Origin of the sequence: Fodinibius salinus (genome assembly GCF_008124865.1) — a bacterium.
GTDB lineage: Bacteria > Bacteroidota > Rhodothermia > Balneolales > Balneolaceae > Fodinibius > Fodinibius salinus.
The window spans coordinates 888,469-914,189 of the sequence record NZ_VNHY01000001.1 but is presented as its reverse complement, the minus strand read 5'-3'; the positions used below and the strand labels follow the sequence as shown (position 1 = coordinate 914,189).

The window sequence follows — 25,721 nt, the reverse complement described above, 5'->3', positions numbered from 1 at the left end:
AGATCATTGTTTTATTGAGCCACAAAAAATATATTCTTATATGGACTTTTCTTCCTTACCAAAAATAGAATTGCATCTCCATCTGGATTGCTCACTGAGTTATGATGTAGTTAGCAAGCTCAATCCGGATATCAGCAAATCAGCATATAGAGATTCATTTGTAGCTCCTGATAAGTGTCGTGATTTGGCGGATTATATCAGTCGTTCGCAGGAAGCCATCAAGCTGATGCAAACGAAAGAGGCATTAACATTAGTTGTTGAAGACTTGTTTAAACAGCTACAGGCTGACCATGTAATCTATGCAGAACTCCGTTTTGCGCCGCTGGAGCATACAAAGGGCGAATTGTCGGCCGTGGAAGTTGTAGAAACAGTGAGTGAAGCAGTCGTTGATCAAATAGGGGAGACAGGTACTGAAGCAGGTATAATTTTGTGTACGCTTCGCCATTACTCCGAGGCCCAAAGCATGCATACGGTAAAACTGGTAGAGCAGTTTAGCGATACCGGTGTGGTGGGGTTTGATATTGCTGCTGACGAGGCGGGCTTTCCAATTGATAATCATATTTCAGCTTTTGAATATGCGGATGAGCATAGTCTTAATTGTACGGCTCATGCGGGAGAAGCACGCGGGGCAGCCAGTGTGCAGGAGACACTTGAATATTTTAAACCGGCGCGTATTGGCCACGGTGTGCGTAGTGCTGAAGACGAGGACCTGCTGAAGATATTAAAGAAACAAGATATTCACCTAGAAGTGTGTCCCACTAGTAATATTCAGACAAATGTGTATGAAGGAATCACGGACCATACCGTAGATATGCTTTTTGAGTCTGGCGTTTCGCTGAGCATCAATACGGATACGCGGACCATTTCAGACGTGACGCTCACAGAGGAATATCAGAAACTTCAAAATGTGTTTCAGTGGGATAAAGACCAGCTTATTGAGTGTAATTTAGCGGCTATTGAGCATGCTTTTACGACTGAGAAGATTAAAAAGCAATTACGTCAAGAGATAATAGAGGCTTATAAGTGTTAATGGGTTGAACACAGCTTTTAATAAAACTTGCGCCAAGCATATGTTTTATTAAAAGGTGGGATATAAACCCCACCGTGTTTAGTTGAGTCAGCAGTATTTAACTCTTTTACGGGCCACTACGCGCCCCGTTGCTGAAGCTATGGAGCATAACCAGGCTATACTTAACCAGCGCACAGGCTAGTGTGAATACGATTGCAGTTTACCAGTTGGCACCCAGAAAACAAATTGGGCACTAGCCGGCTCACCGAAGCCTGCCAGGGGCATTTAATGATATCACATTAAAGAAAATATATGCCAAGCTAATAAAAGACAGGATATTATTAAGGAAGCCTTGGTTATCTTTTTCTTAATTTTATTTTGGGATAGATTATAAGCTTTATAAAAGCAGAAAATAGCTATTCCCAAAAGAGAAATAGAAATCAAGGTTAGTATAATGGCATTCCTAATCTCTTCGGGAAAATGGCTTAAGTATTTTTGTTTAACTACATTAAATGATCCAAAAGTAATTGAAAGATAAATCCACCAAATCAGATTCACCACCACTATCCCTAAGGAACTGAAACCTATATATAAATAAGTGTTAATCATATTCATGATAAAATTATATAACAGGATCTTGGTTCGCAGTTCCTAACAATTTGGGTATAAGAGGCATACGGTCTGCTATCAATTTAGAAACAAAATGTACTATAGAAATTGACTATCCCAAAATTGGCAGGGTAGGGAGGTTTTTCCGCTTCACGCGCGGGTTGAGTTGCCGTGAATTTTTACCAGACAAACACCCATTTAGGTTCGAATCCAGAAATAACACACCCGTATAGTATTGCTTCTCCATTTGAGGCCTTTTCTATTGCCTTTTCAGTTGGCAAACCAGTTATTACAGGTACGAATTGAGGATTCCCAGGATAATTTTTTTAGCTTATATCAAATGGTAAAAATGTAGTAATTAGAAAAAAGATATATCCAGCCAGAAAAAGATTGGACAACTTCTTTTTCTTTAATTGCATGAGATAAGCAATGAGTAATATAGCCAAAAATGGTATGCTCAACCATCGATAAGCTGCTAAATACCACCATCCAATTGCTAGTAAAATTAAAATCGGTGAAATATAAACTCTAAATATTTTCTTCATTTTTATCTGGATGGATATGTAGTTTTTTCGAAAGTAACCTATCCCATAAATATTTTAACTAGGAGTTTGGATAATGTATTACGGGGCACCGGTTATCTGCTGATAAGGCTATGAAAAGTTTATGGAATAGACAACAGACTATCAACGACTATAAAATATTATCGCTAGTAGGCATCATATTGTAATATAATACCAACGGTAATCTTTAGCTGGCAGTGTGAATTTCAGCTCAAAAAAATATAGGAAAACAGTTTCAATTAGCTGAACAGTCGTATTGCTATCCCGCAATATTGGCAATACCGTCATACACAAACTGTATGGCCAGAGCTGCAAGGATGACGCCCAAAAATCGCTTCAGAATTTCATCGCCGGTCTGGCCGATAATCTTCTTTAAATACTTGGAAACCAGCATCAGGATGAGTGTGAGCAGGCATACGGTAAGAATAGCAGCCATAACACCTATATCTGCGCTCATCTCGGCTGATTTTGAAAAAAGAAGGATGGACAAAGTTAGTGAGCCGGGGCCGGCCAGCAGGGGGATAGACATGGGGAACACCGATATATCTTTCTTTTTGTCGGCTGTAGAGTACTCGATTTCTTCAGTAACCATATTAAAGGCGGTGTAAAAGAGTAGCAGTCCGCCGGCAATGCGCAGCGACTGTATGTTTATGCCCAGTAGTTCTAGCAGTGGCTGTCCATAGTTGCCAAAGACAATCAGCAAAACCACAGAAATGGTGATAGCTTTAAAAGCCATGATGCGCCGGTGACGCGATTCACCCGGCGGTACCAGCGAATGAAAGATGAGTGCGGCGCCGATGGGATCAATGATGACAAAGAGTCCTGCAAGAGCATTTAAGTAGGCGGCAATGTCCATTACAAACAACTAATCTGCGATTCAGTATGAACCCTAGGATAGCTATTTATTCATAGGAGGGCAACGGCCTGAAAATGATTGATATATTTTTTGGAGTAGTATAAGACAAGTATTTTTATCCCATGGGCTGCTCTGCTTGTTGATCTCTGCTATCCCAAGCGTCCAGCCCCGGCAACTACAGCTGCACAGGGCAGGATGATATTTTATTTTTTGACTACGTTGCCATCAACAATGACAGTGCTTATATGTGTAGTATATTCCAGAGGATCACCGTCAAAGAGTACGAGGTCAGCGTCTTTGCCTTCTGTCAATGTGCCAACGCGATCATCAATACCGAGAATTTGAGCCGGACTTTTTGTAAGAGCTTTCAGTGCCATACTTCGGTTTAGACCGTATGCAGATGCAACAGCTGCTTCATAAAGAATAATCCGTGTTTTGGGTACGTAGCTTTCATAACCGCTCTGGAACGCAAAGGGAATGCCTGCTTTGGCCAGCTTGGCGGCCGTGGTAAAGCTGGCATTTTTAGAAGCGCCATAAGTGCGGACCATAGTGGGGTGTACAATTACCGGTACATCTGCTGCCTTAATTTCATCAAGAACCAGGTAGGCTTCGGAAGCACCATCCAGAATCATATCAAAACCGAACTCTTCTTTGAGACGCAGTGCTGTCATAATATCCTGCGATCGATGAGCAGTAATCATGGCCGTCAATTTTCCGTTTAGTACATCAGCCAGGGCTTCCAGCTCAAGGTTCTTGGGGGGACGTTTTGCGGGATCGTCGACCTTCATCTTGTCCATATATTCTTGGGCATCAATTAATTTTTGCCGCAGCATGGCAACACCTTTGGATTTGGTACCCGGGGTATCAAAATATTGCCCTACAGATGATCCCAGCGTAAAAGAAACCGTTTTTGCCGAATCAATGAGTGCCTTTTCCACGGTATTGTAAGGTGTCTTGGCAATCATTGTTTGTCCGCTGGCCAGTGCACCGGGACCGTGCCCCGTATGAACGGTTGTTACTCCTTTACCGAGCACAAATTTGACCAATTCTTCACGGGCATTGTAAGCGTCAAAAGCCCGGAGGTGCGGCTGGATGGCCGTTGATGTTTCAAGCTGATCTTGGTCGCTATCCTGGTTATAAATCCCTGCCAGCCCTACAACAGTGTGGGCATCAATCAGCCCGGGAGTAACAACAGAGGTTTCATACGTTTTATAGTCAGAGGGTATTTGAATATCGGAGGCGGAACCTACGTCTTCAATCTGTTGTCCGTCAACAAGCACAATGCCGTCCACAATTTTAGCGCCTTCCATGGTATAGATAGTGTCGGCTTGTACGGCAATCTGTGCCTGCACAGCTGTGGAAACTCCGAAAAGGATTGCAAAAATAAATAGTGTAATTCGATTCTTCATAATATTGAGAAAATATATTTGTACAGATTTTTTTGATGCTGCGAACAAAGTTGACCCCTTCTTGTATTTCCCTTCAAGAGGGAAGAAAGAATTATGAGTTGTTAACATGACAGGGGGGGAGTGATTTATTTACGCCCGTGGTGATGATTCTGGGTGGTGCGTTCAAATACATTGTAACCGCCGGTGGCATATTCTTGGTCTTCGGGATTGCTGAGATCAAAGCGCTTTTTGCCTTCTACCCAAGTTTGCTGTACGCGGGTATAAACGCTGAGCGGATTGCCGGAGAGCACAATAAAGTCAGCATCTTTACCTTCTTCAAGGGTGCCTACCCGGTTTTGCAGATCCATCATCTTGGCATTTTGGATGGTTAGTGCTTTCAGGGCGGCCTTTCTGCTCATTCCCGCGCGGACGCCGAATGCTCCAGAGCGTAAAAACAGCCGCGTATCGGTGATTGAAGCATCAGTATGATATCCTACCGTTACGCCGGCATCTTCAAGGACTGCACCGTTTTTATATTTGATGTTCACCGCTTCCATTTTTCCACCGGGTGAATCCAAAACGATAATAGAAGCAGGTACATCAGCTTCAGCAATTTCATCGGCAATCTTCCAGGCTTCACTCACATGGTGCAGAACCAGCCTGTAGTCGAATTCCTCAGCAAGTCGAATAGCTGTGAGGATATCATCGTGGCGATGCGTGTGATTATGCACAATGCGTTCGCCATTTAGCACTTCAACCAGTGTTTCCATGCCAATATCGCGGGATGGCATCTTATCGGGATCACCATCGGCTTTTTCAATTTTCTCTTTATAATTTTGTGCCTTAATAAATAGTTCGCGAACCATTGATGCTGATTTGGCTCTCGTTCCGGGAAAAGGACCATCGCCAATAGGATTGGTACCGTTGGCCATCTTGAGTCCGCCGGCTACTTGCTCTTTGGGGTTATCTACAAACAGCATTTCTTCAATTTGATTTGCTTTGCGCAGCTTTAAATATGCGGTTTGGCCGCTCATCAAATGTCCGGAGCCGGGCAAAACATTTACGGTGGTAATGCCCCCGGCCAGCGCTTTTTTAAAGGTATCACTGCGCGGGTCGATGCTGTCAAGGATGCGAACGTCGGGGTGCATAGCGGCCGAACGGTCACCGCCGGAGCCACCGCCGATATGAGAATGCGAATCTACTAGCCCGGGCATAATAACTTTGCCGGATACATCGTGTGTTTTGGCGTTAGAAGGAATTTTGACATTTGCTTGTGACCCGACTTCAGTAATTTTACCATCTTCTATAATCATAACGCCGTTTGCAATAGCTTCACCGCTGATGGGGATAATCTTTGCGCCGGTAAACACTTTTGGTTGTTGTGCTGATACAAGGGAGGGAATACTAATGACAAGTAAACTTAATAGGATAAGTCGTTTCATAGGCCGTCCGGTTTGAGGATGAAATATTCTGTCAATTGAACTTATTATTAAAAATCGTAGTTCCGTTGGCAAATGTTTTTTGTTGTTCAAAATTCTATATGCCTTCATGATAAACCCCGATTGAGTGGTTAGCCCAATCAGGGTAAAAGAATGTCAGTGGATTTTATACACTACATGTCAACATTGTAATCTACAAAATGACGTTCTTCAATAACAGAGTTAATAAATTTCACTGCTTTTTTGTGGTGCTCATTACGCGTGTACATTGAATAGTCTAATTCTGTCTCGAAGTCAGAAATAAGGACTACATCGTGTGGAGAACCCGCTTCATCATCATCTTCGGAAATGTTAATACCGACTTCCACATTTTTAATTTCGTCGATATTGGTTTTAAGCCCCTCCAAAATCAGCTTCATCTTCTCCGCATTTTTTTCTTTTGAGGCTCCTTCGGCTTCATCTTTGAGTTTCCACATTACTACATGGCGAATCATAAATATTTCTCCTTTTGTGTTAAGTTTCAGTGATAAAATTTAAGATTTTCTACGTATATAGTTCCCGGTTATTTAACGGAATCTATTGGCGTAAGAAAGATCGGCTTGGTCTATTTTAGTTGTTGCTAAATCCCGAATATTCTCATGGTACTGCATTGCCACCCAAAGGTGGTTCTTAGCTTTCGATGGCTCGTTATTTCTGTACCATTGATAAGTTGAAAGGAATCCTTTTGCTACACCCACAGAATCTGACTGGCTCAACCTATTTTGATTACCAGAGGGCAGAGGTACGGTCAACAATCGCCCGGTTTGGATTACGTGTGGATTAGTTAGTGTATCATTCTTGCCGTAAATCCAGGGCCAAAGCCGCGGATTGCCATACTTATCTTCGGCAATACTCCACAAGGTTTGTCCTTTTTTAATCGAGTGACTTACTTTTTTATTCTTTGTAGCAGTCTTATCTGCAGAAGATTTATTCCCAGAGGATTTTTCGGCAGTAGGTTGCTGTGCTGATTTTTGGGGTTGTTTCTGTGATGTGGACTGCTGCTTATTTTCTGATCTGGTTTCTTTTTGTTGGTCAGCTGACTGTTCTTGCCGTTGACTAGCGTCATTCTTTTGTACGGTAGAGGTGGACGCAACTTTCTGAGTGTTTGATCTACGTTGGTTTGTGTCGGACATCAAGCTAAAGTAGAGAACCCCGCCTGCCAGCATCAGCAGAATAACCGCTGCTGCAATCCAAATACCGAGAGAGGACCCGGAGTTACGATTGCGCATATTTCGATCCATGTTTGGGTTAGCAGTTTTTGGTTTCTCCTCTATTTGCTCACCTTCTTTTTTATCCTCAGAAGATTCATTCCCGGGCATATAGGTCTCATCAGATTCTTTATCTTCTTTAGAATCAGTATGTTGAGGTTCTTGACCCTGTTTTTTAGACTTCTGATCGTCTTCCTCATCAGAATGTTGGATCTTCCCTGATGCTTCTGGTCCCACCATAGCATCTAGCCAAGCAGGAGCATCATCTTTTTCATCATCTTCGTCAAATTCTTCAACGTTTTCATCCTCTTTCTCATCTTTACTTTCCTCTTGGGCAGGACTTTCCTGAAATTCTACAATATCATCGTCATCTACAGAAGAGTCATCGGTGAGATCTTCAGTACTTTCATGGTCCTCATTATCATCTTCATCAGCAATTTCCTGGAGTAAAGAATTTGGCGCTTCCGCATCATCATTATCAAAGTCAAATGGATCTTGTTCCTGTTCTGTCTTCTCGTTTGAGACCTTGCTTTTTTCTGTGTCATCCGATTGATCAGTAGTGGTATCATCAGCTGATGCAGTATCTTGCGGTGCTGATTCTTCGGCTGTTACTTGCGGCGTTATCTCATTTTCTTCTTCCGTTGTTGTATCTTGATCACTCTCAATATTTTCTGCTGGGCCTTCGTCAGTCTCCGAAGTCGTGGGTGAAGAAGTGTCTTCCTCTTCCTTGACAGAAGAGTCCTCTTCTTTGATAAGTTCCGGTTCCAAGTGGGCATAAGGTGCATTTACCAATTCGCGAAGATCTTTATAGGGCTTAAAAACCACTTTATTATGAGGGGGAATGGTAATTTTTTCTTCTGTTTGAGGATTATAACCCTCGCGCTCCTCCATCTTGCGCAGCTTAAATTTACCAAAGCCGGCAATATTGACGGTATCATTTTGCTGTAGCCCACCGTTAATAACTTCCGCAAAATCTTTGAGGAAATCGTGAGTGAATTGCTCGGTATTATCTGTCTCTTCGGCAATTGACTCAATGAGTTCCTGAAACGTTACTTTCTCACTCATTGTCTTGTTCTATTTGTTTAACATCTTCTTTTAATCCTGCACTGGGTGAAAAATGAACTACGCGTTTGGGCGGCAGCTTCATCTTTTGTTCATAGTGTGGATTATATGATTCACGCTCATCGCGCGTGGTAGTTTCAAAAGTCCCCACGCCGGGCAATGTAAATGAATTTCCGGCTGCCAACGTATCGCTAAAAGTTTGAATGATAATATCCAAATATTTTCGGGCTTGTCGTTGGGTAATATCCCAGTTATTGGCAAGTTTTTTAACCAGATCCGCGGTATTCATATGATGTACTAATCATTTGGGTGTTTAAAGAATCAGATCCTCTTATAATTAAGAAAAAAATTGTTTAAAAACGAACACCCTGTTTGATGATAGCTTAGAATACTTATAAATAGAAGTTTTTTGGGGATTAACTTGAAGATTAGGGCATTCAAATGGTATTTTAATAAACGATTTTTTAAGAGAAAAACGTTTATATTCACGAATACAGCGGAACTTTAAAAGAAAAATATTTATGAGTCAGTCACTAAATGTCACGCAAAAGTTAATTAAAGACCACCTGGTGGATGGAGAAATGGTACCGGGTGAAGAAATTGGCCTAAAAATTGATCAGACTTTAACGCAGGACGCTACCGGTACGATGGTAATGTTAGAGCTTGAAGCCATGGAGCTGGATGAGGCGCAGACCGAAATGTCGTGTCAGTATGTTGATCACAACCTGATCCAGACCGATTTTAAAAATCCGGATGATCACGTATTTCTGAAATCTGCCGCTGAACGATTTGGCATGTGGTTTAGCCGACCCGGTAATGGAGTAAGTCACCCAATTGAGACCGAACGGTTTGCTATTCCGGGTAAAACACTGGCGGGATCCGACAGTCACACACCTGCCTCCGGTTGTATGGGTATGCTAGCAATCGGTTCCGGTGGATTGGACGTAGCTTTTGCTATTGCCGGTGAGCCGCTATATATAAAAATGCCTAAAGTACTAGGCGTTGAAATAAAAGGCGACCTGCCCGACTGGGTGAGCGCTAAAGATGTAGTGCTTGAAATGCTGCGCCGCTACGATGTTGATGGTGCTACCGGATATGTTATTGAGTATTTTGGTGAAGGATTGAAAAATCTTTCCACCATGGACCGCCACGTAATTGCCAACATGGGAACAGAAATGGGGGCAACAAGTACGGTTTTCCCTGCTGATGGCGAAATTCACCGGTTTATGGAATCACAAGAACGCGGTAATGAGTTTGTAGAGCTTAAAGCCGATGAAGGTGCTGAATATGACAAGTACGAGGAGCTTGTGCTTGATGATGTTGAACCGATGATTGCACTGCCAAGCAGTCCCGGAAATGTAGTTCCGGTCCGTGAGGTTGAAGGGGAAGACATTTACCAATCGTATATTGGTTCATCCGCTAACCCGGGCTACCGCGATTTCTGGATCTCTTCCGAAATTGTGAAGGACAAGACAGTAAAGGACAACGTTTCTTTTGATATTAATCCCACATCGCGTCAGATCATTGAGAACATGGTCAAAAATAACGTGATGTTTAACCTGGTACAGTCCGGTGCTCGTATTCACCAGGCCGGTTGTAATGGTTGTATCGGAATGGGACAAGCGCCGGCATCAGGACAGAATAGTCTCCGTACGGTGCCTCGTAACTTCCCTGATCGGTCGGGAACGCCCGAAGACTCAGTATTCTTGGTTAGTCCTGAAACAGCAGCAGCTTCAGCGCTGACGGGTAAAATTACTGATCCGCGGGATCTTGAGGATCTTTACAATATGAGATATCCCAAGTTTGAGCATCCGAAAGAAATTCATATCAATACCGAGATGCTGACCGAGCCAAAGCCCAAAGAAGAACGTGGTGAAATCAAGAAAGGGCCCAATATTTCTACCATGCCTAATTTTGATGAGCTGAAAGATTTTGATGTTCCTGTTCTGTTGAAGATGGGTGATGATATTTCAACGGATGAGATTCTGCGTGCTGGAGCTGAAGTACTTCCGTACCGCAGCAATATCCCTGAAATTAGCAAGTTTACGCTTGATGTTGTGGATGAGAACTTCCACGACCGTGCCATGGAAGCTAAAGATGAGCATGGTGGCCACGTAGTTATTGCTGGTGAAAACTATGCACAGGGCTCAAGTCGTGAACACGCGGCCATTGCTCCCCGATATCTTGGCATGAAGGCTGTCATTGCTAAAAGTTATGCTCGTATTGGCTGGCAAAATCTGATCAACTTCGGAATCCCGCCATTAGAGTTTGAGAATGATGCGGATTACGAAGATATTGATCAAGGAGATATCCTTGAAGTAAATGACATCCGAGGGGCTATCGAGAATGGCAACGAGGTTGTTATTCACAACAAAACGAAGGATAAGAAATACACGGTCAAGCACACTTTCAGTGATCGGCAAAAGGAAGCTGTATTACACGGTGGTGTGATTAATCGTTTTAAAGCTAGAAAGAACGGTAGTTAAACAACTGTTCATAGAAAATGAATTAAAAGCCCCGGATTTCCGGGGCTTTTTTTATTGGAATACATTATAGTAGTTCGTTTAGAGGATCAAGATCGTGTGGATTGGTACTACGAGAAACATGTTGAACCACGAATCTTATTCCTTAACCATTGAGAAATTTAAATGGTGGATTAAAAGCAGTTTCCATGAATGTTTGCCATTGTAGTTGCTATGTTCTCTTCTTTTAGACCGATACCGGAAGTTTTATTTTTTTTGCACATCCATTAGGATTGACGTAGGATGCTCGGATGTATGGTAAATCCGCTGTGTAGCATTTTGGAAGTCACTGCTGTCGGCCTTAAAAATATTCTTTACATATTTTTGGGGATTCAGATCGATATAGGGGAAGAAGGTACTTTGAATCTGAATTTGAATTTTATGTCCTTTCTTAAAAGTGTGGTGAATATCTTGTAGCGGCAGATCTACAGAGGTAATTTTGTCGGGTTCAAAAGGTTTTGGATTCTCATAGCTATCGCGAAAACGACCCCTTATAACTTCACTGCGTACCATCTGATGATAATTATCCAGCTCAACATTTTTAGGGGTATGTTTACCTTCTTTAACCGAAGGCGGATAGACATCAATCAGTTTTACAATCCAATCGGATGCTGTACCGGATGTTGAGACATAGAGCTTAGAGAGGATCTCACCGGAAATCGTAACATTTTCTTTTAGCACTTCAGTTTCAAAAGTGGCAACATCGGGCCGCCGTGCGGCAAAGCGTTGGTCACTGGTCATAAAAGGGCGCGGGGTAAAGCGCATTTTAGGGGTTTCTATATGAGGCACGGGATGAGAAAGGTCACTGACATACTCAGTATATTCGGTACTGTTTTTAGAAGGTTTCTGCAGGTTAAGAGATCCATCTCCATGTACATACCAGCTTTGTTGGCTAGCATTTTGGGGCGGCCATTGCTCAAATTGATCCCATTTTTTAAGTCCTGTGTCAAACATATAAGCTTCGGGCAGATCGGCACTGCCTTTTCCTTTGAGTTTAGATCGGAAAAAGGGAGCTTCTACATTTTTCTTAAACCAGCCTGAAAGGTTATTGCCAAAGAAAATATCACCGACTATTTGCGGGCCGTCCGACCCTGCCCAGTCGCCGTGGCTCCAGGGTCCCATAACGATAGTGTTTTGGGCTTCTCCATCATTTTTATTTTCAATGGTTTTATACACATTGAGCGGACCGTACAGATCTTCAGCATCAAACCATCCGCCTACAACTAATACCGAATGGTCGATATTACGCAGGTGTGGCAGGATATTGCGGCTCTGCCAAAAGTTGTTGTAGTTCGGATTATTAATGATTTCCTGCCAGAAGAAATTATCCTTCTTATAATATTTTGAAGCTTTGCTGAGAGGTTCCAGCTTATTTAAATAAAACCAGTAGGCATCATTCGAAGAAATATCCGGTAGATTGTACCAGGGGTTCGAGGTAGGCTGTTCATGTTGATATCCAAATACATTAGTAGCATACCAGTAGCTCATCAAATAAGCACCGTGGTGATGAAAATCATCAAAGAAGAAATCTGAAATAGGAGCCTGCGGTGATGAAGCTACCAAAGCGGGGTGAGCATTGGGCAAGGCTGCTGCGGTGTAAAATCCCGGATATGAAATACCGTACTGACCCACTTTGCCATTGTGGTTGGATATGTTGTCGAGCAGCCATTCAATGGTATCATAGGTATCGGAACTTTCGTCGGTACCTCCCGGACCGGGCACGTTGGGCGTGAGCGTAGAGTACTGTCCTTCGGACATCCAGCGCCCCCGAACATCTTGGCAGACAAAGATATAGCCGTCTTTTACTAATTGAGGGTTGCTGTGAATGCTTCGTGGCATCGTCTCCTCACCATACGGGCGGCAACTGTAGGGCGTGCGCTTCATCAAAAAGGGCAGTTTTTGTTTAGCACTGTCGGGTCGGTAGATAACAGTATGCAGTTTTATACCGTCGCGCATTTCAATATCGTATTCTGATTTGATGTAATCAGATTTAGAAAATTGTTGGGATTGCCCATACAAGGGGAGAGCAATACAAATAATGAAAAGTATGAGCGTAGAATAACGGATAATACTACTCTTATTCTTCATATCACGGGAGTTTATTATCTTTTTTGTTACCACTAAATATAGCAGACTGTGATTATTATGAAACAATTAACATTAATTGATTGGGAAGAATTTGTGACAAAGTAGTAAAGTGTGTATTTTAGTACACACTAAATTTCATCTGTATCAACTCATTGTTTAAAAAATACTAGGGATTGATCTTTTGGGATTATGCACTTTTTATTGCTTGTTTTTCCGGTTGTTGAATCAGTTATCATAACCCAGAAATCTGCTTTGGATCGCTGGTTATTGTATTAACTAGATGGGCCATTCAGTGTGAGGGTGTTTTATTATTAAGGGTACTAATTTGAAATAAGTTTTTACTGTGTATGTCTGACAAAGTTATTGCTTACAGTACTATTACTATTTTATGCCTATTGACTGTGTTTGCCATGTTGGATTCGAACTGGAAGGTCATCGGTATTTCATGGATCGCATTTGGAGCTATGGCACTGGCTATCCCGATGGGAGTTCAAGCGGCTGGGAAAACAAAACTGAATAATCTCATTGCGGGTTATGGTTTGGCAAGTGGGGCTATGATTACAAGTGCGGCTATCTTTTTAGTCCCGACGGCCGTTAACCACGATCCGGTTTACGGGGGCGTAGGTATTGCAGTTGGTATCATGGCTGGTTTTGCTATTCATACTCTCAATCATGGGTTAACGCACACTTCTTTTGCGACTCCTCCTGTAGTGCTGGAATTGACATCCCACGCCCTTGCTGCAGGTCTGATTATTGGTATCGTATATGCAGCAATGCCGGAAATAGGATTACTCTTGGGTATCGCTATTGTCTCTCACAAAGCTCCTGCAGGCTATGCTGCTTCACGTCGCCTTAAAATGCAGGGGAAATCATCGGTATTGTTGCTTTTACCGGCTTCAGCAATAGGCCTTACAGCTCTTCCTGTCAGTATGATAAACATCCCGGGAAATGCAGTTGCTAATGCACTTATTTTTGGATTTGCAACGGGAATCTTTTTTCATGTTGCCATCGATTTTTTGCCCGAATGTGAGGTGGGGGGGAATATCCATCGAGATACAAAGTTAGATCATGATGAACATCACAAGCTGGATAAATACCGTCAATGGGCTGTGTTAAATACCTTTATTGGGGGAATAGTCGTTTTTGCAGCTTGGTATATTGTGTATTAAAAGGGAACTCAATAGGAAAAGATATTATGAAACGGCTAAACTTTACATTGGATAATGAGACGGTTCAACTTTTGGAGGAATTGTCTGAGAAATATTATAACGGCAATAAATCCCAAACAGTACGTGCTGCTTTAGAAAGTTTGGCAGTGCATGCCGGCCACGAAGGCTGGGTAATTGCAGGATATACTCCTAAAGAACTCGATGAAGTGGAAAACTGCCATAGCTGTGGGGAATCACATAAGAAGGGTGATATATTATATCGACCTGTATTTGAAAAGGGCAGTAGTCCAAAAGCATTACCTTCTATGCCATCAGAGCACTGGTTAGATTGTCCTGACTGCGCCGAAAAACAAATTCAAAGCTGATATTGACTAGCCTACCTAGCCATTTTTTTATTACGCTTTTTTATTGAAGACATTTCTAAAAGATTGAAACGTCAATGAGTGGTCCTCGGTACCTTTTGTTCCTAAGAGGTAGTTTATGTGATTAAGGCTTTCAATATTTTTGCATACTATTTTTAACATTGCCAAGTAAGGAATAACCATAAACATTCCGGGCAGTCCCCATATCATACCGCCGGCAATAAGTGAGAGAATGGTTACTAATGGATTTATCCGCACATAGGAGCCGGTGATATTAGGCGTCAGAATATTATTCTCAATAAATTGCACGATAAAAAACTGTACTATAACTAAGAGGGCGACAGATAACGACTGGGTAGCCAGAACAAAAAGGAGAGCGATACCATAACCGATTATAGTTCCCAGGTAGGGGATAAGATTGAATATTGCTGCTATTAATCCTAACAGCAGTGCATATTTGACTCCGATGATATAGAATCCTAGGCTATTGAGTCCGATTAGAATAAGGCAGACTAAAAATAATCCCTTCAAATAGCTGGGAACAACCTCTGCTGCCTGATCAATAATATTTTGTGCTTCTTGTTTCCGTTCATCAGGTACCAACATAGAAATAAATGTTCTAAACTTATTTCTATAAAATAGTAGTAAGAACGTATAAACGGGAATAAGTCCGATGGTAAGGATGGTATTAGCGGTTCCTGTAAAAAACTGTTTGATATATTGGCCTGACCCTTTGATGCTTTCAACAATAGAGTCCAGCTGTTCTGCTGTTACTCCAAAGGTCCGGCCCAAAGCCCAGCGGAAATGAGTAATATTAGTATTTATTTGTTCCTGTATATCCGGAAGGTTTTCGGTAAATGTTACAACAAGTAATGAAATGCCGTAAGAAAAGCCGATTACCAGCAGGAAAGAACCTCCCACTAAGATGAAGTTTGTGAGAATTCTTGGCAGTCCTTTATTCTCAAATTTTTGAGCAGCCGGAAAGAGTAGATAAGCAAATAAAATTGATAGGAACAGGGGAACCAGTAGTTGACGCGTTATAATAAGAGCTGCAATGATTGAAAATGCCAGTAACAGCCGTATTAAGATTCGTTTAGCAAAAGTAGATTTTTCCATAGCCTTTACTGTTAAAAAGTTAGCTGGAATTTACTGGCACGACCTTTTTAATCTCCGATAGTAAAACATCATGAGCTGAATCTATTTCTTGAGACAAGAGTTGTTCAGAAATAGTAAGGGCACATCCCCAGGAAAGCGTAACACCGGCGCCCCCATGCCCATAGTTATGTATTACCTTTTTATTTGATACAGTTTCTGATTCAAGGCGAAGACCATCTTTTTTATTTCGGATATATCGATAGCCTACTGCTGGGGTAAGCTCATCCTTTATACTTAATTCAGTATCAAAAAGGGTTTTAATAATTTCACTGTTGAGGTCGACAATCTGTTTTGGAAATCTAATACCCTCAATTTCATGATAATTATCACTAACTTGCCATTCTTCACTTCCAAGAGTTCCAACTTGGCGGCTCCCCCCAAGAATCCAACCGTCTTTTCGGGGATAGCAATACACATCAGCAGCCTTGCCCTTACTATCGGAATAGATAGCTGGTTTTGGAGTATAGTTATAGGATACGACTTCCCCGTTTGGATTTGTGAGTAAGGGGGCATCTGCCTTGTGGAGCAGATGTCCACGGACAACAAGTTGCTTATCACTGGGATCATCAAATAAAGAAGGACTACCGGTGCCGCTGCAGTTGATGATAGTTTCTGCAGGCAGGTCAGAAATTATTTTCCTGGTAATTTTTTTCTGCCTGATTGTTCCACCATTTTGTAAGTAGGTATCGAGCAGTGCCGGCATGTAGAGTGACCAATCCGCGAAAATACAGTTGAAGCTCCAGCCATACAGATTATCAACAGGCGGTCGGTGGGGAATGTTTTCTATATCTGTATCAGATACAGCTTCATAGTTTAGCATCCAGTTGCAGTAGTCGGGGCGGTTGGGTTTAGACTCCCATAGTTCATAATGTTTGTTGATGGTAATGCCCGGAAAAGCCAGTTTACGGAGCTCATAAAATATAGACTGAGACCGTTTGAATAGCTTTTTCAATTGATCGGAGTACACCGAGTGGGGAATTACCGAAGCCGATGGAAAGAGGCTGGCAAACTTTGGGTGTTCATTTTTATTTGAAATGTCCGTAATGACCTTTTCGGTGTATATTGTTGTATCATAACCCAGCAATTGTAAGGTAAGGGCTGTAGTAATTCCGGACACGCCACTGCCGATAATGATGATCTGCTCTGACATCAATTCCTAATTCTTAATCTTGCCACGGCAATTTATCCAAATCAATATTGCCGCCTGTTATAATAATTCCAGCTTTTTTGTCTTGAACATCAATTTCGCCGTTAAAAATTGCTGCTGCTGGAACTGCACATGAAGGTTCAATAATAATTTTCATGCGTTCCCAAATAAAGCGCATAGCTTCAACAATCTCTTGTTCTGTTACAGTGTAAATAGCATCTACATGTTCCTGTATACAGGAAAAGGTCAAGGGGCTTAATGATGTTCGGAGTCCATCTGCTACGGTATCAGTGCTTTGAACAGGGTGACGCTCACCCGTTTTGAAGGAAAGGTATGCATCATTAGCTACTTCCGGTTCTGTACCAATAATTTTAGTCTCCGGTGATAAGCCAGATGCTGCAATCGCTGTTCCGCTCATGAGCCCACCGCCGCCAATAGGAGCAAGAATGATATCAAGCTCTGGCTGTTCTTCAAGCAGTTCGATAGCAGCGCTGCCCTGTCCCATGACAATATCCGGATTGTCATAGGGATGAATAAAGGTAGCGCCAGTTTTTTCGACTACTTTTTGCAGGGTTGCTTCCCGTCCTTCTTGTGTAGATTCGCTAAACGTAATATTAGCTCCGTAATCCCGTACAGCATTGACTTTCACTTTTGGAGCATTTTCGGGCATCACAATATGAGCGGGGATACCGCGAAGTTTAGCTGCTAGTGCTACAGCTTGTGCATGATTACCGGAGGAGTGTGTGGCTACTCCGTTTTGAGCCTGTTTACTGGATAGTTCACCTACGGCGTGCGTAGCGCCACGGAATTTAAAAGCACCAACCCTTTGAAAGTTTTCGCATTTGAAAAAAAGTTTTCCACCAGCGCGTTCATTCACTTTTTGGCTCGTCAGTACGGGAGTTCGATGCACTTGGTCCCGTATTTTAAGATATGCCTGTCGTACGTCTTGAAAATTTGGAATTTGCATTGACTAGAGTTTTATTAGCAAAAATTTAAAGTCCTATACTTGGTTTGAGTCCTGAGAGTAAGCTTTTCCACCAATAATTGAAAACGGCTTTTCGTTCTATTCGTTTAAAATTAACCTTGCCAATACGGAGATCTTCAGCTCTATTTTTTGATTTTATTTTGATAGTGTTTGCAAGAAGTGATTTCATCTTTTTGCCAAAATCTTCTTTTTTTGATTCTTTATCCAGCAAAGAGATTTTTAAATCTTTGTAACGAAAAGCCACTTTACCGGTTGCTTCCTGTTTATCCAGGACCATATCGAAATTCATATCCAAAATTTGTCCTTTGTCCACTCGTACAAATGCCATAGGTTCGAGGGCACTATTAAAGGCACGCATATCCATAGAGTCTAAATGACCGGAAATATGTTGTTTGAGGGTGCTCGTTGGAAAGGTGAACTGTACTTGCAAACGAGCACTATCCATCACATTAGTTCGTACCGAAAGTGTTGGTGGATTTGTTTTTTTGGTTCGATTTTGAAGATTACTGAGGTTTGTGAAATCAGCATTAAGATCAGCAAATAAAATATAGCCTGTAGTGTCGGCCCTGGGGTTTAGCTGACTGTATTTGATGTTGCCATTTTCTATGGACAAACTGTCAATATCGAGCGTAAATGGAATATTTTTAAGCATTTGCTGGGGCAGGGGAGGCTGTCGGTTAGGCGGAAAAGGTGCATGCTTATCTTTAAATATATCCAGGTTAGGTTTGTTGATCTGTACCTTTTGAGCCGTTATGCCGTTTGCTTTATTTAATTGCAGCGGATCTAAGTTTTGTATTTCTACGGTTGGTATATTCAGGCTAATCCGGTTGGTTTCGTATTTAAACTGTTTGGGGAAAGAAGCTTTATCAAATTGGGGTTTGAGCTGTAGAGAACGAATATTCATACTACTGTCAAAAGAAGAAAAGACTATTTGATTGGTAGAGAGCTTATACACCCCATTGGCTGTACGATACTGAAGATCACGAAAGTCAGTTATAATATTTTTAGCAGTGATAATCTTATTGCTTGTAAGAGCAGCAGAGTCAAGAGAGATTTCATATAAATGGATATCACTATCGCGAAAGCTCAAAGATGATCCATTTTGTTTGTTTTTTGTAGTATAATTTAGAGATAAGCCGGTGACGGAAAACTTGGGAATTGACTGTTGTTTTAGCACATCGTTACTAGAAAGTTTTTTCCGGATATCTCGAGGAGTTATAGAAGAATTGCTGGAGGGGGCTTTGGTCAGTGAAATATGGGGATTGATAATTTGGACTTTTTTGAGGTTAAGCTTTTGATATATTAATAATTGCCAAAAGCTTATTCCTCGAATGTGAATATCTTCTATTGTGGCATAGAGATTATTTTTTTTGTCTTGTTTTTTTGACGAAAGGGTAGCTCCGGAGATAGTAATACGCCTTCCCAGCAGATGTAAGTCCAGATCGTTAATCGTTAAACTAAAAGAATGGTTTATAGATTGTTGAACACGGTTTGTTAGCGTTTGTTTAATTTGAGAATCTAAAAAGAAGCTAAAATAGATCTGAATACCACCGACCATTATAAGGAGGGTTATGCATATGACCAGCAACACTTTTTGATAACGTTTCATAAAATAGATGAATAAGTGAACAGGATTATTTACAAAACCTCTTAATATGCTCTAATCATAGGTAATTCGGACTTTTTTTTAACGCCATTTTACTTTCAATTTTTGTACAATGATAAGCGATTACAACATAAAAAAGTAAATAAACAATCTAAGCTATGTTAGAATATCGATTTCGATACTTCCTTTTTGCTGTTGCTTTCCTTTTGATAAGTACCAGTATTTTGCATGCCCAAGATAAACGTTTCCAGTTTGATCCGAATATTTCATATGATTCTGAGATCTCATCTCCGGCAGAATTTTTAGGCTATGAGCTGGGGTCTGAGTTTAGTTTCCATTCAGATGTGGTAGACTACCTGAAATATTTGGCTGAAGAATCTGATCGTATCCGTTTAAAAAAGTATGCCGAAACCTATGAAGGTCGAGGGCTCTATTTTGCAGTAATCAGTTCTGAAGGAAATCAGTCAAATATTGATCAGCTGCGTAATAATAATCTCCAACTTACTGATCCGGGAAATTTAGAGGACAATACAGCGGAATCCATAAAGGGAGACCAGCCTGTTACGGTATGGCTGAGTTACAATGTCCATGGCAATGAGCCGTCTAGTAGTGAAGCAGCTATGCAGACGGCCTATCGGTTGGTTGCGGGAATGGATGCCGAGACCAAGAAGATGAGGAGTGATGCCATTACTATTATTGACCCAATGCTTAATCCCGACGGTCGAGATCGATATGTGTACTGGTATAAATCTTCGCGAAGTGCATTATTAAATTCTAATGCCGATGACTTGGAGCATGATGAGATCTGGCCCGGTGGACGGACTAATCATTACTGGTTTGATCTGAATCGTGATTGGGTTTGGTTGGTGCATCCAGAGTCACGCGGGCGTATTGAAACGTATCAGAAGTGGATGCCCCAGGTTCACCTGGATCTGCATGAGCAGGGTTTCAACAGTAACTACTTTACTATGCCCGGTACAACCCCTCGAAATCATGAGCTGCCCGAGAATTATGAAAAATGGGCAGATGTTTTTGGGCGTGGCGTGATTGCCGAGTTTGATGATCATAATATCAATTATGCCACCCGTGAGGCCTTTGATTTCTTTTATCCCGGTTATGGCTCTTCTTATCCCAGCAATATGGGAGCTATCGGGATGTTGGCAGAACAAGGGGGACACAGTCGGGGCGGCCGTTCCGTTGAAACAAAAGATGGATATAAGTTGACGCTCCGGCAGCGTGTATTTGACCATTATACGAACTCGATTGCAACAGTCCGTACTTCCATTGAAAACCGGAAGCCCCTGCTTGATTATTTCCAAAATGCCTTTAGTGAGGAAGCAAAGAAAGGAGATGTGGAGGCGTTTATTATTCCCAATAATGATCGTTCCTATACCGGTGAGCTGATCAATATTATGTTGCAGCATGGAGTAGAAATAGGGCAGGCAACAGAGAACTTTGAAGTAGATGATGCCTACAGTTATTGGGATGGAGAAGCAGAAAGCCGTCAGTTCAAGAAAGGTAGTTACATTATTTCTACGGATCAGCCACGCCATATATTTTTGAATACGCTTATGAAGCGTCAATTGGCTATTGGGGATTCGGTAATGTATGATATGGCAACCTGGGCAGCTCCTATGGCTTATAATCTGGATGCCGCTTGGTCGAATGATGACGTAAAGGTAGAAACAACTCCGGTAACAGAAGTTTCAACTTATGATCATGGAGTGAAAAACAGTGGGGCCGGTTATGCCTATGTTGTTGATGGAAAACAGCGTTATGCTCCCAATGCACTAGCTAAATTTTGGGATGCCGGTTATCGTGTACGGGTAGCTAAAAAATATTTCACCTACGACGGAAAACGATACAGCCGGGGCAGTCTTGTAATTCTACTTGGCCGTAACTATGAAAAGCGTGATACTATAGCCTCCGATATGGAGCGTATTGCTAAAGAAGCCAAGGTTACGATTGAAGGCTTTGATACCGGACGTATGGTCAGCGGCATGGATTTAGCCTCAAATGACAGCGAGCCGGTTGATAGGCCGAATGTAGCGCTTATGGTCGATAGCCCGTTTAGCTCGTACACAGCCGGTCAGATTTGGTTTCTATTCGATCAATGGACCGAATTTGGAATCAATCGAATTCGAAGTGACCGACTTTCTTACTTAGATCTGCAAGAATATGATGTATTAGTACTGCCCGGTGCCTGGGGCGGATTGTCTTCGACTCTTGATTCTACCGCTTTGGATAAGCTCAAAGGATGGGTGAAAGACGGTGGTACGCTTGTTGCTACCGAAAGTGCTGCAGAATTTATGAGTAAAGGCAAGTCTGGTTTTACTTCTGTAGAGCTTGCGGATGAACCCTCAAAAGGTGATAAAGAAGAGGATACGATTAAACCAGCGGCCTATACAACTTATGCCGCCCGTGAAGATTCATCCGGACTTAAGCGTATTCCGGGTTCAGCTTTCCAGGGGCATATTGATAATACCAATCCACTTGCCTTCGGAATGCCAAATAAGTTATTCTCACTAAAGTTTAGTGATGAGTCATTGGTACCATCAACGGACTGGCAGGTAGTAGGGCATTATAGTAAGGACTCACAATCGGTATTAGCGTCAGGTTATGCTTCTCCTGAAAATAAGAAACAGGTAGCTGGCAATGCTTTTGCTGGTGTCCAACGAATGGGATCCGGGCAGGTAGTCTTTCTACTAGATAACACCCAATATCGTATGTTCTGGGTAGGGCCTGCTCGCATGATGCAAAATGCCGTTATGCTTTTACATGATATGTAAGAAGGCTGTTTTTGAGGCAGATTTTACTTAGACGATGGCATCTACTTGAAGTAGATGCCATCGCTATAATATTATAGCCTGTAACAAACTTCTTTATGAAAGGTAGGCTACTTAATTTTCCTCCTGGAGGGGACTTTCAGCAAACATATATTTTTCCACTGGGTTACCATTGATAAGGTGTTCTTGGATGATACGCTCGAGTACTTGGGGCTTGCAAGAGTGGTACCATATGCCTTCGGGATAGACGACCGCCACCGGACCTTTTTTGCAGATACGCAGGCAGTTTGCTTTGGTACGGTAGATGCCTCCTTTGCCATCCAGATCTAATTCCTTGAGGCGCTTTTTTAGAAAGTTCCAGCTTTTGAGTCCAATTTCTTTTTTACAACATTTGGGTTTGGTCAGCGCAGAGGAAGATGTGGCGCTTTATTTTATCGATATGTAATTCTTTGGCTTTCCTTCGCACACGTTTATTCATTCACGGAATATTCGTTAGAGAGATTTATAAATTTTGACTTTTTCACTCTTTTTGACGGTTTTGTTTACGTTTTTTAAGCCGCTTTCTGTTGTACCATTTGGCAAAATAAGGATAGAAAAAAAGGTAAATACCTGTGAGCCAGAGAATGAGTACAACAACTGCTGAGGGTAGAAACAGCCACAGTTTGGCTTTATCATGGAACCAAGAACCGTCATGGATAGACTCGATGAGGTCAGACCTGCGTTGTGCCACTTGTAATATCTGGCCGGTATGTGAATCAATTTGTGCTTCCCAGCCGTTGAGTCCTCTAATTTTAATAATCCCGTCATCAGGTCTTACATCAAGCCGGTCAATATCTTTCCACTTGCTGACATTGAGCTTGGGAATTGATTTCGCAGTTGTTAAGATACTGTCAAAAGGAATAGATGCTCCGATTTGACTACCTGATTGGCTCGGAGGCTGAATCCAGTTGAATTCTTTTTTAACCTGCAGGAATAATCCCGAAAGCAGAACTATTAAAAAGGGTAGGGCAATAAGAATAGCACCCCAGCGATGCAGTTTTCGGGAATCACGCCGTAGATTTATATTAAACATCAAACTCAGTTAAGGTAAATCCGAAGACCTACGGCTCCTTCAAAACCGAATCTGGTTATTGGAGTAAAATCAATAGTAGGAGCAATTTCGAAAAAGCTTTCCAGCTTTGTATTGTTGATGGCATACGAAATACCGCCTGGCACTCGGATACCGGCAGTTACATCATTTGTTAGATCATTCCATAAAAAACGTGACCCCAGTCCGTAATAGAATTTTAGCTGTTGATTATTGGTTTGGTGGTGCTGTAAGGCATTGACGTGCAGATAGGTTTGTGAAATGCCGGTTCCCACTTGAAAGGAAAATGCGCCGTCAATGGCAAAATCTTCGTTAATCCACGCTTTGGCACTGATACCTGTGGGACTGTTAATTATTGCACCTACACCGAAGCCCGAGTTCTGGGCATAGGCTGAGTGTCCAATAGTTAAGAGAGTTCCACAGAAAAAAATAATGAGTAACACTTTTTTCATAGCTAATGATATTTATAGATAATCTTTTTTAGAAATAATGAAGAAGAAAGTAAAAGTTTCTGTTATTACTAACAGCTATTTAGCCGATTTGTTTTACTCGAAATATGGGTGGGCTATAGGTCTGTCAGTAATCTAATCCCGGTTGAGTGATTTCGTAATCTTTTTCTTTTTTAGCTTTTTCTACCATATTTCCTACATCTTCGAGCATCTTTTGCGCGTCATAAACAATACCGTCTTTGATGGTATATTGAATACCGCCGATTCGCTCAACCTCGTTCTCCTTATTTACGTGGATAGCACCCATTCCATAAAGTGTTTTAAGGTTTTTCAGCGGATTGGCATTAACAAGTATCATATCGGCCAGTTTGCCTGTTTCAATAGTTCCTAGCTTGTTATCCATATTAAGGACTTCTGCCGCTTTAAGTGAAGCCGATTGAAAAATTTCAAGAGGATGGAAACCGGCCTCTCTAAAGAGTTCCATTTCCTGTATATATCCAAAGCCGTAAAGCTTGTAAATATAGCCGGCATCGGAGCCAAGCGTTACACGCCCGCCGCGATTTTTGAATTCATTGACAAACTCAAACCAAAGGTCAAAGTTTTCTTTCCAATCTACTTCTTGCTCGGTACCCCAATTGAGCCAGTATGAACCGTGGGAAATACGGCTGGGCTTATAGTACTCCCATAGAGAGGGGAGGGTATATTTTTTATGCCATTCAGCGCGCCGTTGAGCACTCAGATCACGACTGGCCTCATAGATGGTAAAGGTGGGATTAAGCGTTACATCCAGCTGTAGCATCTCATTCATCACGCTGTTCCACTTATCGCTATATGGTTGAGCGGCTTGTTTCCATAATTTCCCGGCTTCTTCAAACCGGTGTTGCTCATTATTATAGTTGTAGTCTAGCGGATAATCCTGAATAACTTGATCAGTAAATAATGCTTCGGGGATACCGTACCAGTGAGTAATGCTTGTTAGGCCCAACCGTGCAGATTCAAGAGCATTGTTATATACTACGCGTGTTTGTGCATGGTGAGTCATGGTGCCGAGTCCCAACTTGTTGGCTTCTTCAATAGCCGCTTTATAAACAGGTCTGGGAGCTCCAAAGAACTTAATGCCGTCAGCCCCTTTCTTAGCAATCATTTGTACCCATTCACGAGCCTCTTTGGGAGTGGTGATAGGACCGTCATGTCCCATTCCAAAGCCGATGTATGAGAATATACGTGGAGCCGTAATGTTATTATTTTTACTACGTTCTTTTTGCCGCAATGTCCAGTTCATCCCATTAAAGGATCCGGGTTCACGTACAGTGGTGATGCCGTGGGCCATCCAAAGCTTATATACATATTCGGCCGGGGTGCCTTGTGCTTCGCCACCGGTATGAGCATGCATGTCGATAAATCCGGGTAACAAATACATGCCCTCGGCTTCGATCACCTTGGTATTTTCATCAGCTTGTGGGCGCCGGTCTTCATTAATGGGGATGTCGGGGTATCCCACTGATTGTACTGCGGCAATCTTATTCCTTTTCACGACCACATCTACAGGGCCGCGTGGCGGAGAACCCGTGCCATCTACCAAGGTTACACCGCGGATAATAAGACGGTCGAAAGGACCTTCGCCCATTGTTCGTTCAGGAGCTTTCTGAACTTGCCCAAAGGCAAGAGTTGTGCATGCTATAATGATAATACTAAGGAAAAGTGATCGATAATTACACATAACAGTACTTTTGTTGAGAATAAATAGTTGGTAAAGGTAAGAACTAGTTCGCCGTATCGCAGGATTTTTTTTGTTTCTTACAAAAGAATCATACCAATACAATATTCGTGTTTTAGCAGAATATTCTTGTTTTGATGATATTTAATGACTTTAGCCCAATATTCCAGTTATTCCATTATAAAGTAGCGATATGAGCTTATAAAGGGTGATTACAATTTTTGGGGAACTTTTTTATAAATTACCTATATTATAATAGTTGATAGTAGAGCACACTACTATTGTTTCTCTAGATCCTATCTAGAGTTAACTAGTCACTCCTAAATGCTGAAACCTAAAGCACAAACCCTCGGGACTGATACTCTCGAGGGTTCGTTATGGCTGTTCCGTATGCTACTTTCTGTAATTTTTCTCAGACCGCTTATTGAAAGGATGTACCTTTAGGATATAGCGATACTGAAAAAGTGTTAAAATT

At 41.9% G+C, this 25,721-nt stretch carries 19 protein-coding genes and 1 pseudogene; 5 read left to right on the top strand and 15 right to left on the bottom strand.

Annotation, left to right across the window (positions count from 1 at the left end; translation table 11 throughout):
* The first annotated feature begins 40 nt into the window (after nt 1–40).
* On the top strand, nt 41–1,030 hold the full coding sequence (add, locus tag LX73_RS04160) for an adenosine deaminase (protein WP_148898204.1): 990 nt from the start codon (nt 41–43) through the stop codon (nt 1,028–1,030).
* A 1,410-nt stretch (nt 1,031–2,440) separates the two neighbouring features.
* Here the strand turns inward: add and LX73_RS04155 are convergent.
* The 6 genes from LX73_RS04155 to LX73_RS04130 all read right to left on the bottom strand — a co-directional run bounded on the left by LX73_RS04155 (nt 2,441) and on the right by LX73_RS04130 (nt 8,462).
* On the bottom strand, nt 2,441–3,037 hold the full coding sequence (locus tag LX73_RS04155) for a MarC family protein (RefSeq protein ID WP_148898203.1): 597 nt from the start codon (nt 3,035–3,037) through the stop codon (nt 2,441–2,443).
* A 203-nt stretch (nt 3,038–3,240) separates the two neighbouring features.
* Complete coding sequence (locus tag LX73_RS04150) at nt 3,241–4,446, bottom strand: amidohydrolase family protein (protein ID WP_148898202.1); 1,206 nt, start codon at nt 4,444–4,446, stop codon at nt 3,241–3,243.
* Between the two features lie 125 nt (nt 4,447–4,571).
* Nucleotides 4,572–5,867, bottom strand: coding sequence for an amidohydrolase family protein (locus LX73_RS04145; protein WP_148898201.1), 1,296 nt, complete (start codon nt 5,865–5,867; stop codon nt 4,572–4,574).
* 170 nt (nt 5,868–6,037) lie between these two features.
* Nucleotides 6,038–6,358, bottom strand: coding sequence for a Dabb family protein (locus LX73_RS04140; RefSeq protein ID WP_148898200.1), 321 nt, complete (start codon nt 6,356–6,358; stop codon nt 6,038–6,040).
* 72 nt (nt 6,359–6,430) lie between these two features.
* Nucleotides 6,431–8,176 carry an HU family DNA-binding protein gene (locus LX73_RS04135; protein WP_148898199.1) on the bottom strand — a complete coding sequence of 582 codons (1,746 nt, stop codon included), beginning with the start codon at nt 8,174–8,176 and terminating at the stop codon, nt 6,431–6,433.
* Nucleotides 8,169–8,462 (bottom strand): HU family DNA-binding protein, encoded by a 294-nt coding sequence (locus LX73_RS04130; protein ID WP_148898198.1) that lies wholly within the window; start codon nt 8,460–8,462, stop codon nt 8,169–8,171. The genes LX73_RS04135 and LX73_RS04130 overlap by 8 nt, the downstream gene beginning before the upstream one ends.
* A gap of 232 nt (nt 8,463–8,694) precedes the next feature.
* Here LX73_RS04130 and LX73_RS04125 point away from each other — a divergent pair, with 232 nt between their 5' ends.
* Nucleotides 8,695–10,659 carry an aconitate hydratase gene (locus LX73_RS04125; RefSeq protein WP_148898197.1) on the top strand — a complete coding sequence of 655 codons (1,965 nt, stop codon included), beginning with the start codon at nt 8,695–8,697 and terminating at the stop codon, nt 10,657–10,659.
* Nucleotides 10,660–10,902: 243 nt separating this feature from the next.
* Here the strand turns inward: LX73_RS04125 and LX73_RS04120 are convergent, their stop codons facing one another.
* Entirely contained in the window at nt 10,903–12,783 is a 1,881-nt protein-coding gene (locus tag LX73_RS04120; RefSeq protein WP_148898196.1) for a CocE/NonD family hydrolase, read from the bottom strand.
* 347 nt (nt 12,784–13,130) lie between these two features.
* On the opposite strand from LX73_RS04120, the gene LX73_RS04115 reads away from it, so the two are divergent.
* Together LX73_RS04115 and LX73_RS04110 are read left to right on the top strand one after the other, a co-directional pair.
* Nucleotides 13,131–13,952 (top strand): ZIP family metal transporter, encoded by an 822-nt coding sequence (locus LX73_RS04115; protein WP_148898195.1) that lies wholly within the window; start codon nt 13,131–13,133, stop codon nt 13,950–13,952.
* A gap of 26 nt (nt 13,953–13,978) precedes the next feature.
* Nucleotides 13,979–14,317, top strand: a complete 339-nt coding sequence (locus LX73_RS04110) for a ribbon-helix-helix domain-containing protein (RefSeq protein ID WP_148898194.1) — start codon at nt 13,979–13,981, stop codon at nt 14,315–14,317.
* A gap of 30 nt (nt 14,318–14,347) precedes the next feature.
* On the opposite strand, the gene LX73_RS04105 is transcribed toward LX73_RS04110, so the two are convergent.
* The 4 genes from LX73_RS04105 to LX73_RS04090 are packed head-to-tail and all read right to left on the bottom strand — an operon-like array spanning nt 14,348 to nt 19,210.
* The gene (locus LX73_RS04105) at nt 14,348–15,430 is read right to left on the bottom strand and encodes an AI-2E family transporter (RefSeq protein ID WP_148898193.1); all 1,083 of its coding nucleotides are present in this window, start codon (nt 15,428–15,430) and stop codon (nt 14,348–14,350) included.
* A 19-nt stretch (nt 15,431–15,449) separates the two neighbouring features.
* The gene (locus LX73_RS04100) at nt 15,450–16,619 is read right to left on the bottom strand and encodes an FAD-dependent oxidoreductase (protein ID WP_148898192.1); all 1,170 of its coding nucleotides are present in this window, start codon (nt 16,617–16,619) and stop codon (nt 15,450–15,452) included.
* Between the two features lie 13 nt (nt 16,620–16,632).
* Nucleotides 16,633–17,583 (bottom strand): pyridoxal-phosphate dependent enzyme, encoded by a 951-nt coding sequence (locus LX73_RS04095; protein WP_148898191.1) that lies wholly within the window; start codon nt 17,581–17,583, stop codon nt 16,633–16,635.
* 25 nt (nt 17,584–17,608) lie between these two features.
* Nucleotides 17,609–19,210 (bottom strand): AsmA family protein, encoded by a 1,602-nt coding sequence (locus LX73_RS04090; RefSeq protein ID WP_148898190.1) that lies wholly within the window; start codon nt 19,208–19,210, stop codon nt 17,609–17,611.
* 155 nt (nt 19,211–19,365) lie between these two features.
* Here LX73_RS04090 and LX73_RS04085 point away from each other — a divergent pair, with 155 nt between their 5' ends.
* Nucleotides 19,366–21,996: a M14 family metallopeptidase gene (locus LX73_RS04085; RefSeq protein WP_148898189.1), complete on the top strand. Its 2,631-nt coding sequence runs from the start codon at nt 19,366–19,368 to the stop codon at nt 21,994–21,996.
* Between the two features lie 111 nt (nt 21,997–22,107).
* Here the strand turns inward: LX73_RS04085 and LX73_RS13200 are convergent.
* The 4 genes and pseudogenes from LX73_RS13200 to LX73_RS04065 all read right to left on the bottom strand — a co-directional run bounded on the left by LX73_RS13200 (nt 22,108) and on the right by LX73_RS04065 (nt 25,249).
* A pseudogene (locus tag LX73_RS13200) lies at nt 22,108–22,471 on the bottom strand ((2Fe-2S) ferredoxin domain-containing protein).
* A gap of 42 nt (nt 22,472–22,513) precedes the next feature.
* Complete coding sequence (locus tag LX73_RS04075) at nt 22,514–23,065, bottom strand: PepSY-associated TM helix domain-containing protein (protein ID WP_148898188.1); 552 nt, start codon at nt 23,063–23,065, stop codon at nt 22,514–22,516.
* 5 nt (nt 23,066–23,070) lie between these two features.
* The gene (locus LX73_RS04070; protein ID WP_148898187.1) at nt 23,071–23,532 is read right to left on the bottom strand and encodes a hypothetical protein; all 462 of its coding nucleotides are present in this window, start codon (nt 23,530–23,532) and stop codon (nt 23,071–23,073) included.
* Between the two features lie 124 nt (nt 23,533–23,656).
* Nucleotides 23,657–25,249 carry an amidohydrolase family protein gene (locus LX73_RS04065; RefSeq protein ID WP_148898186.1) on the bottom strand — a complete coding sequence of 531 codons (1,593 nt, stop codon included), beginning with the start codon at nt 25,247–25,249 and terminating at the stop codon, nt 23,657–23,659.
* Nucleotides 25,250–25,721 lie beyond the last annotated feature (472 nt).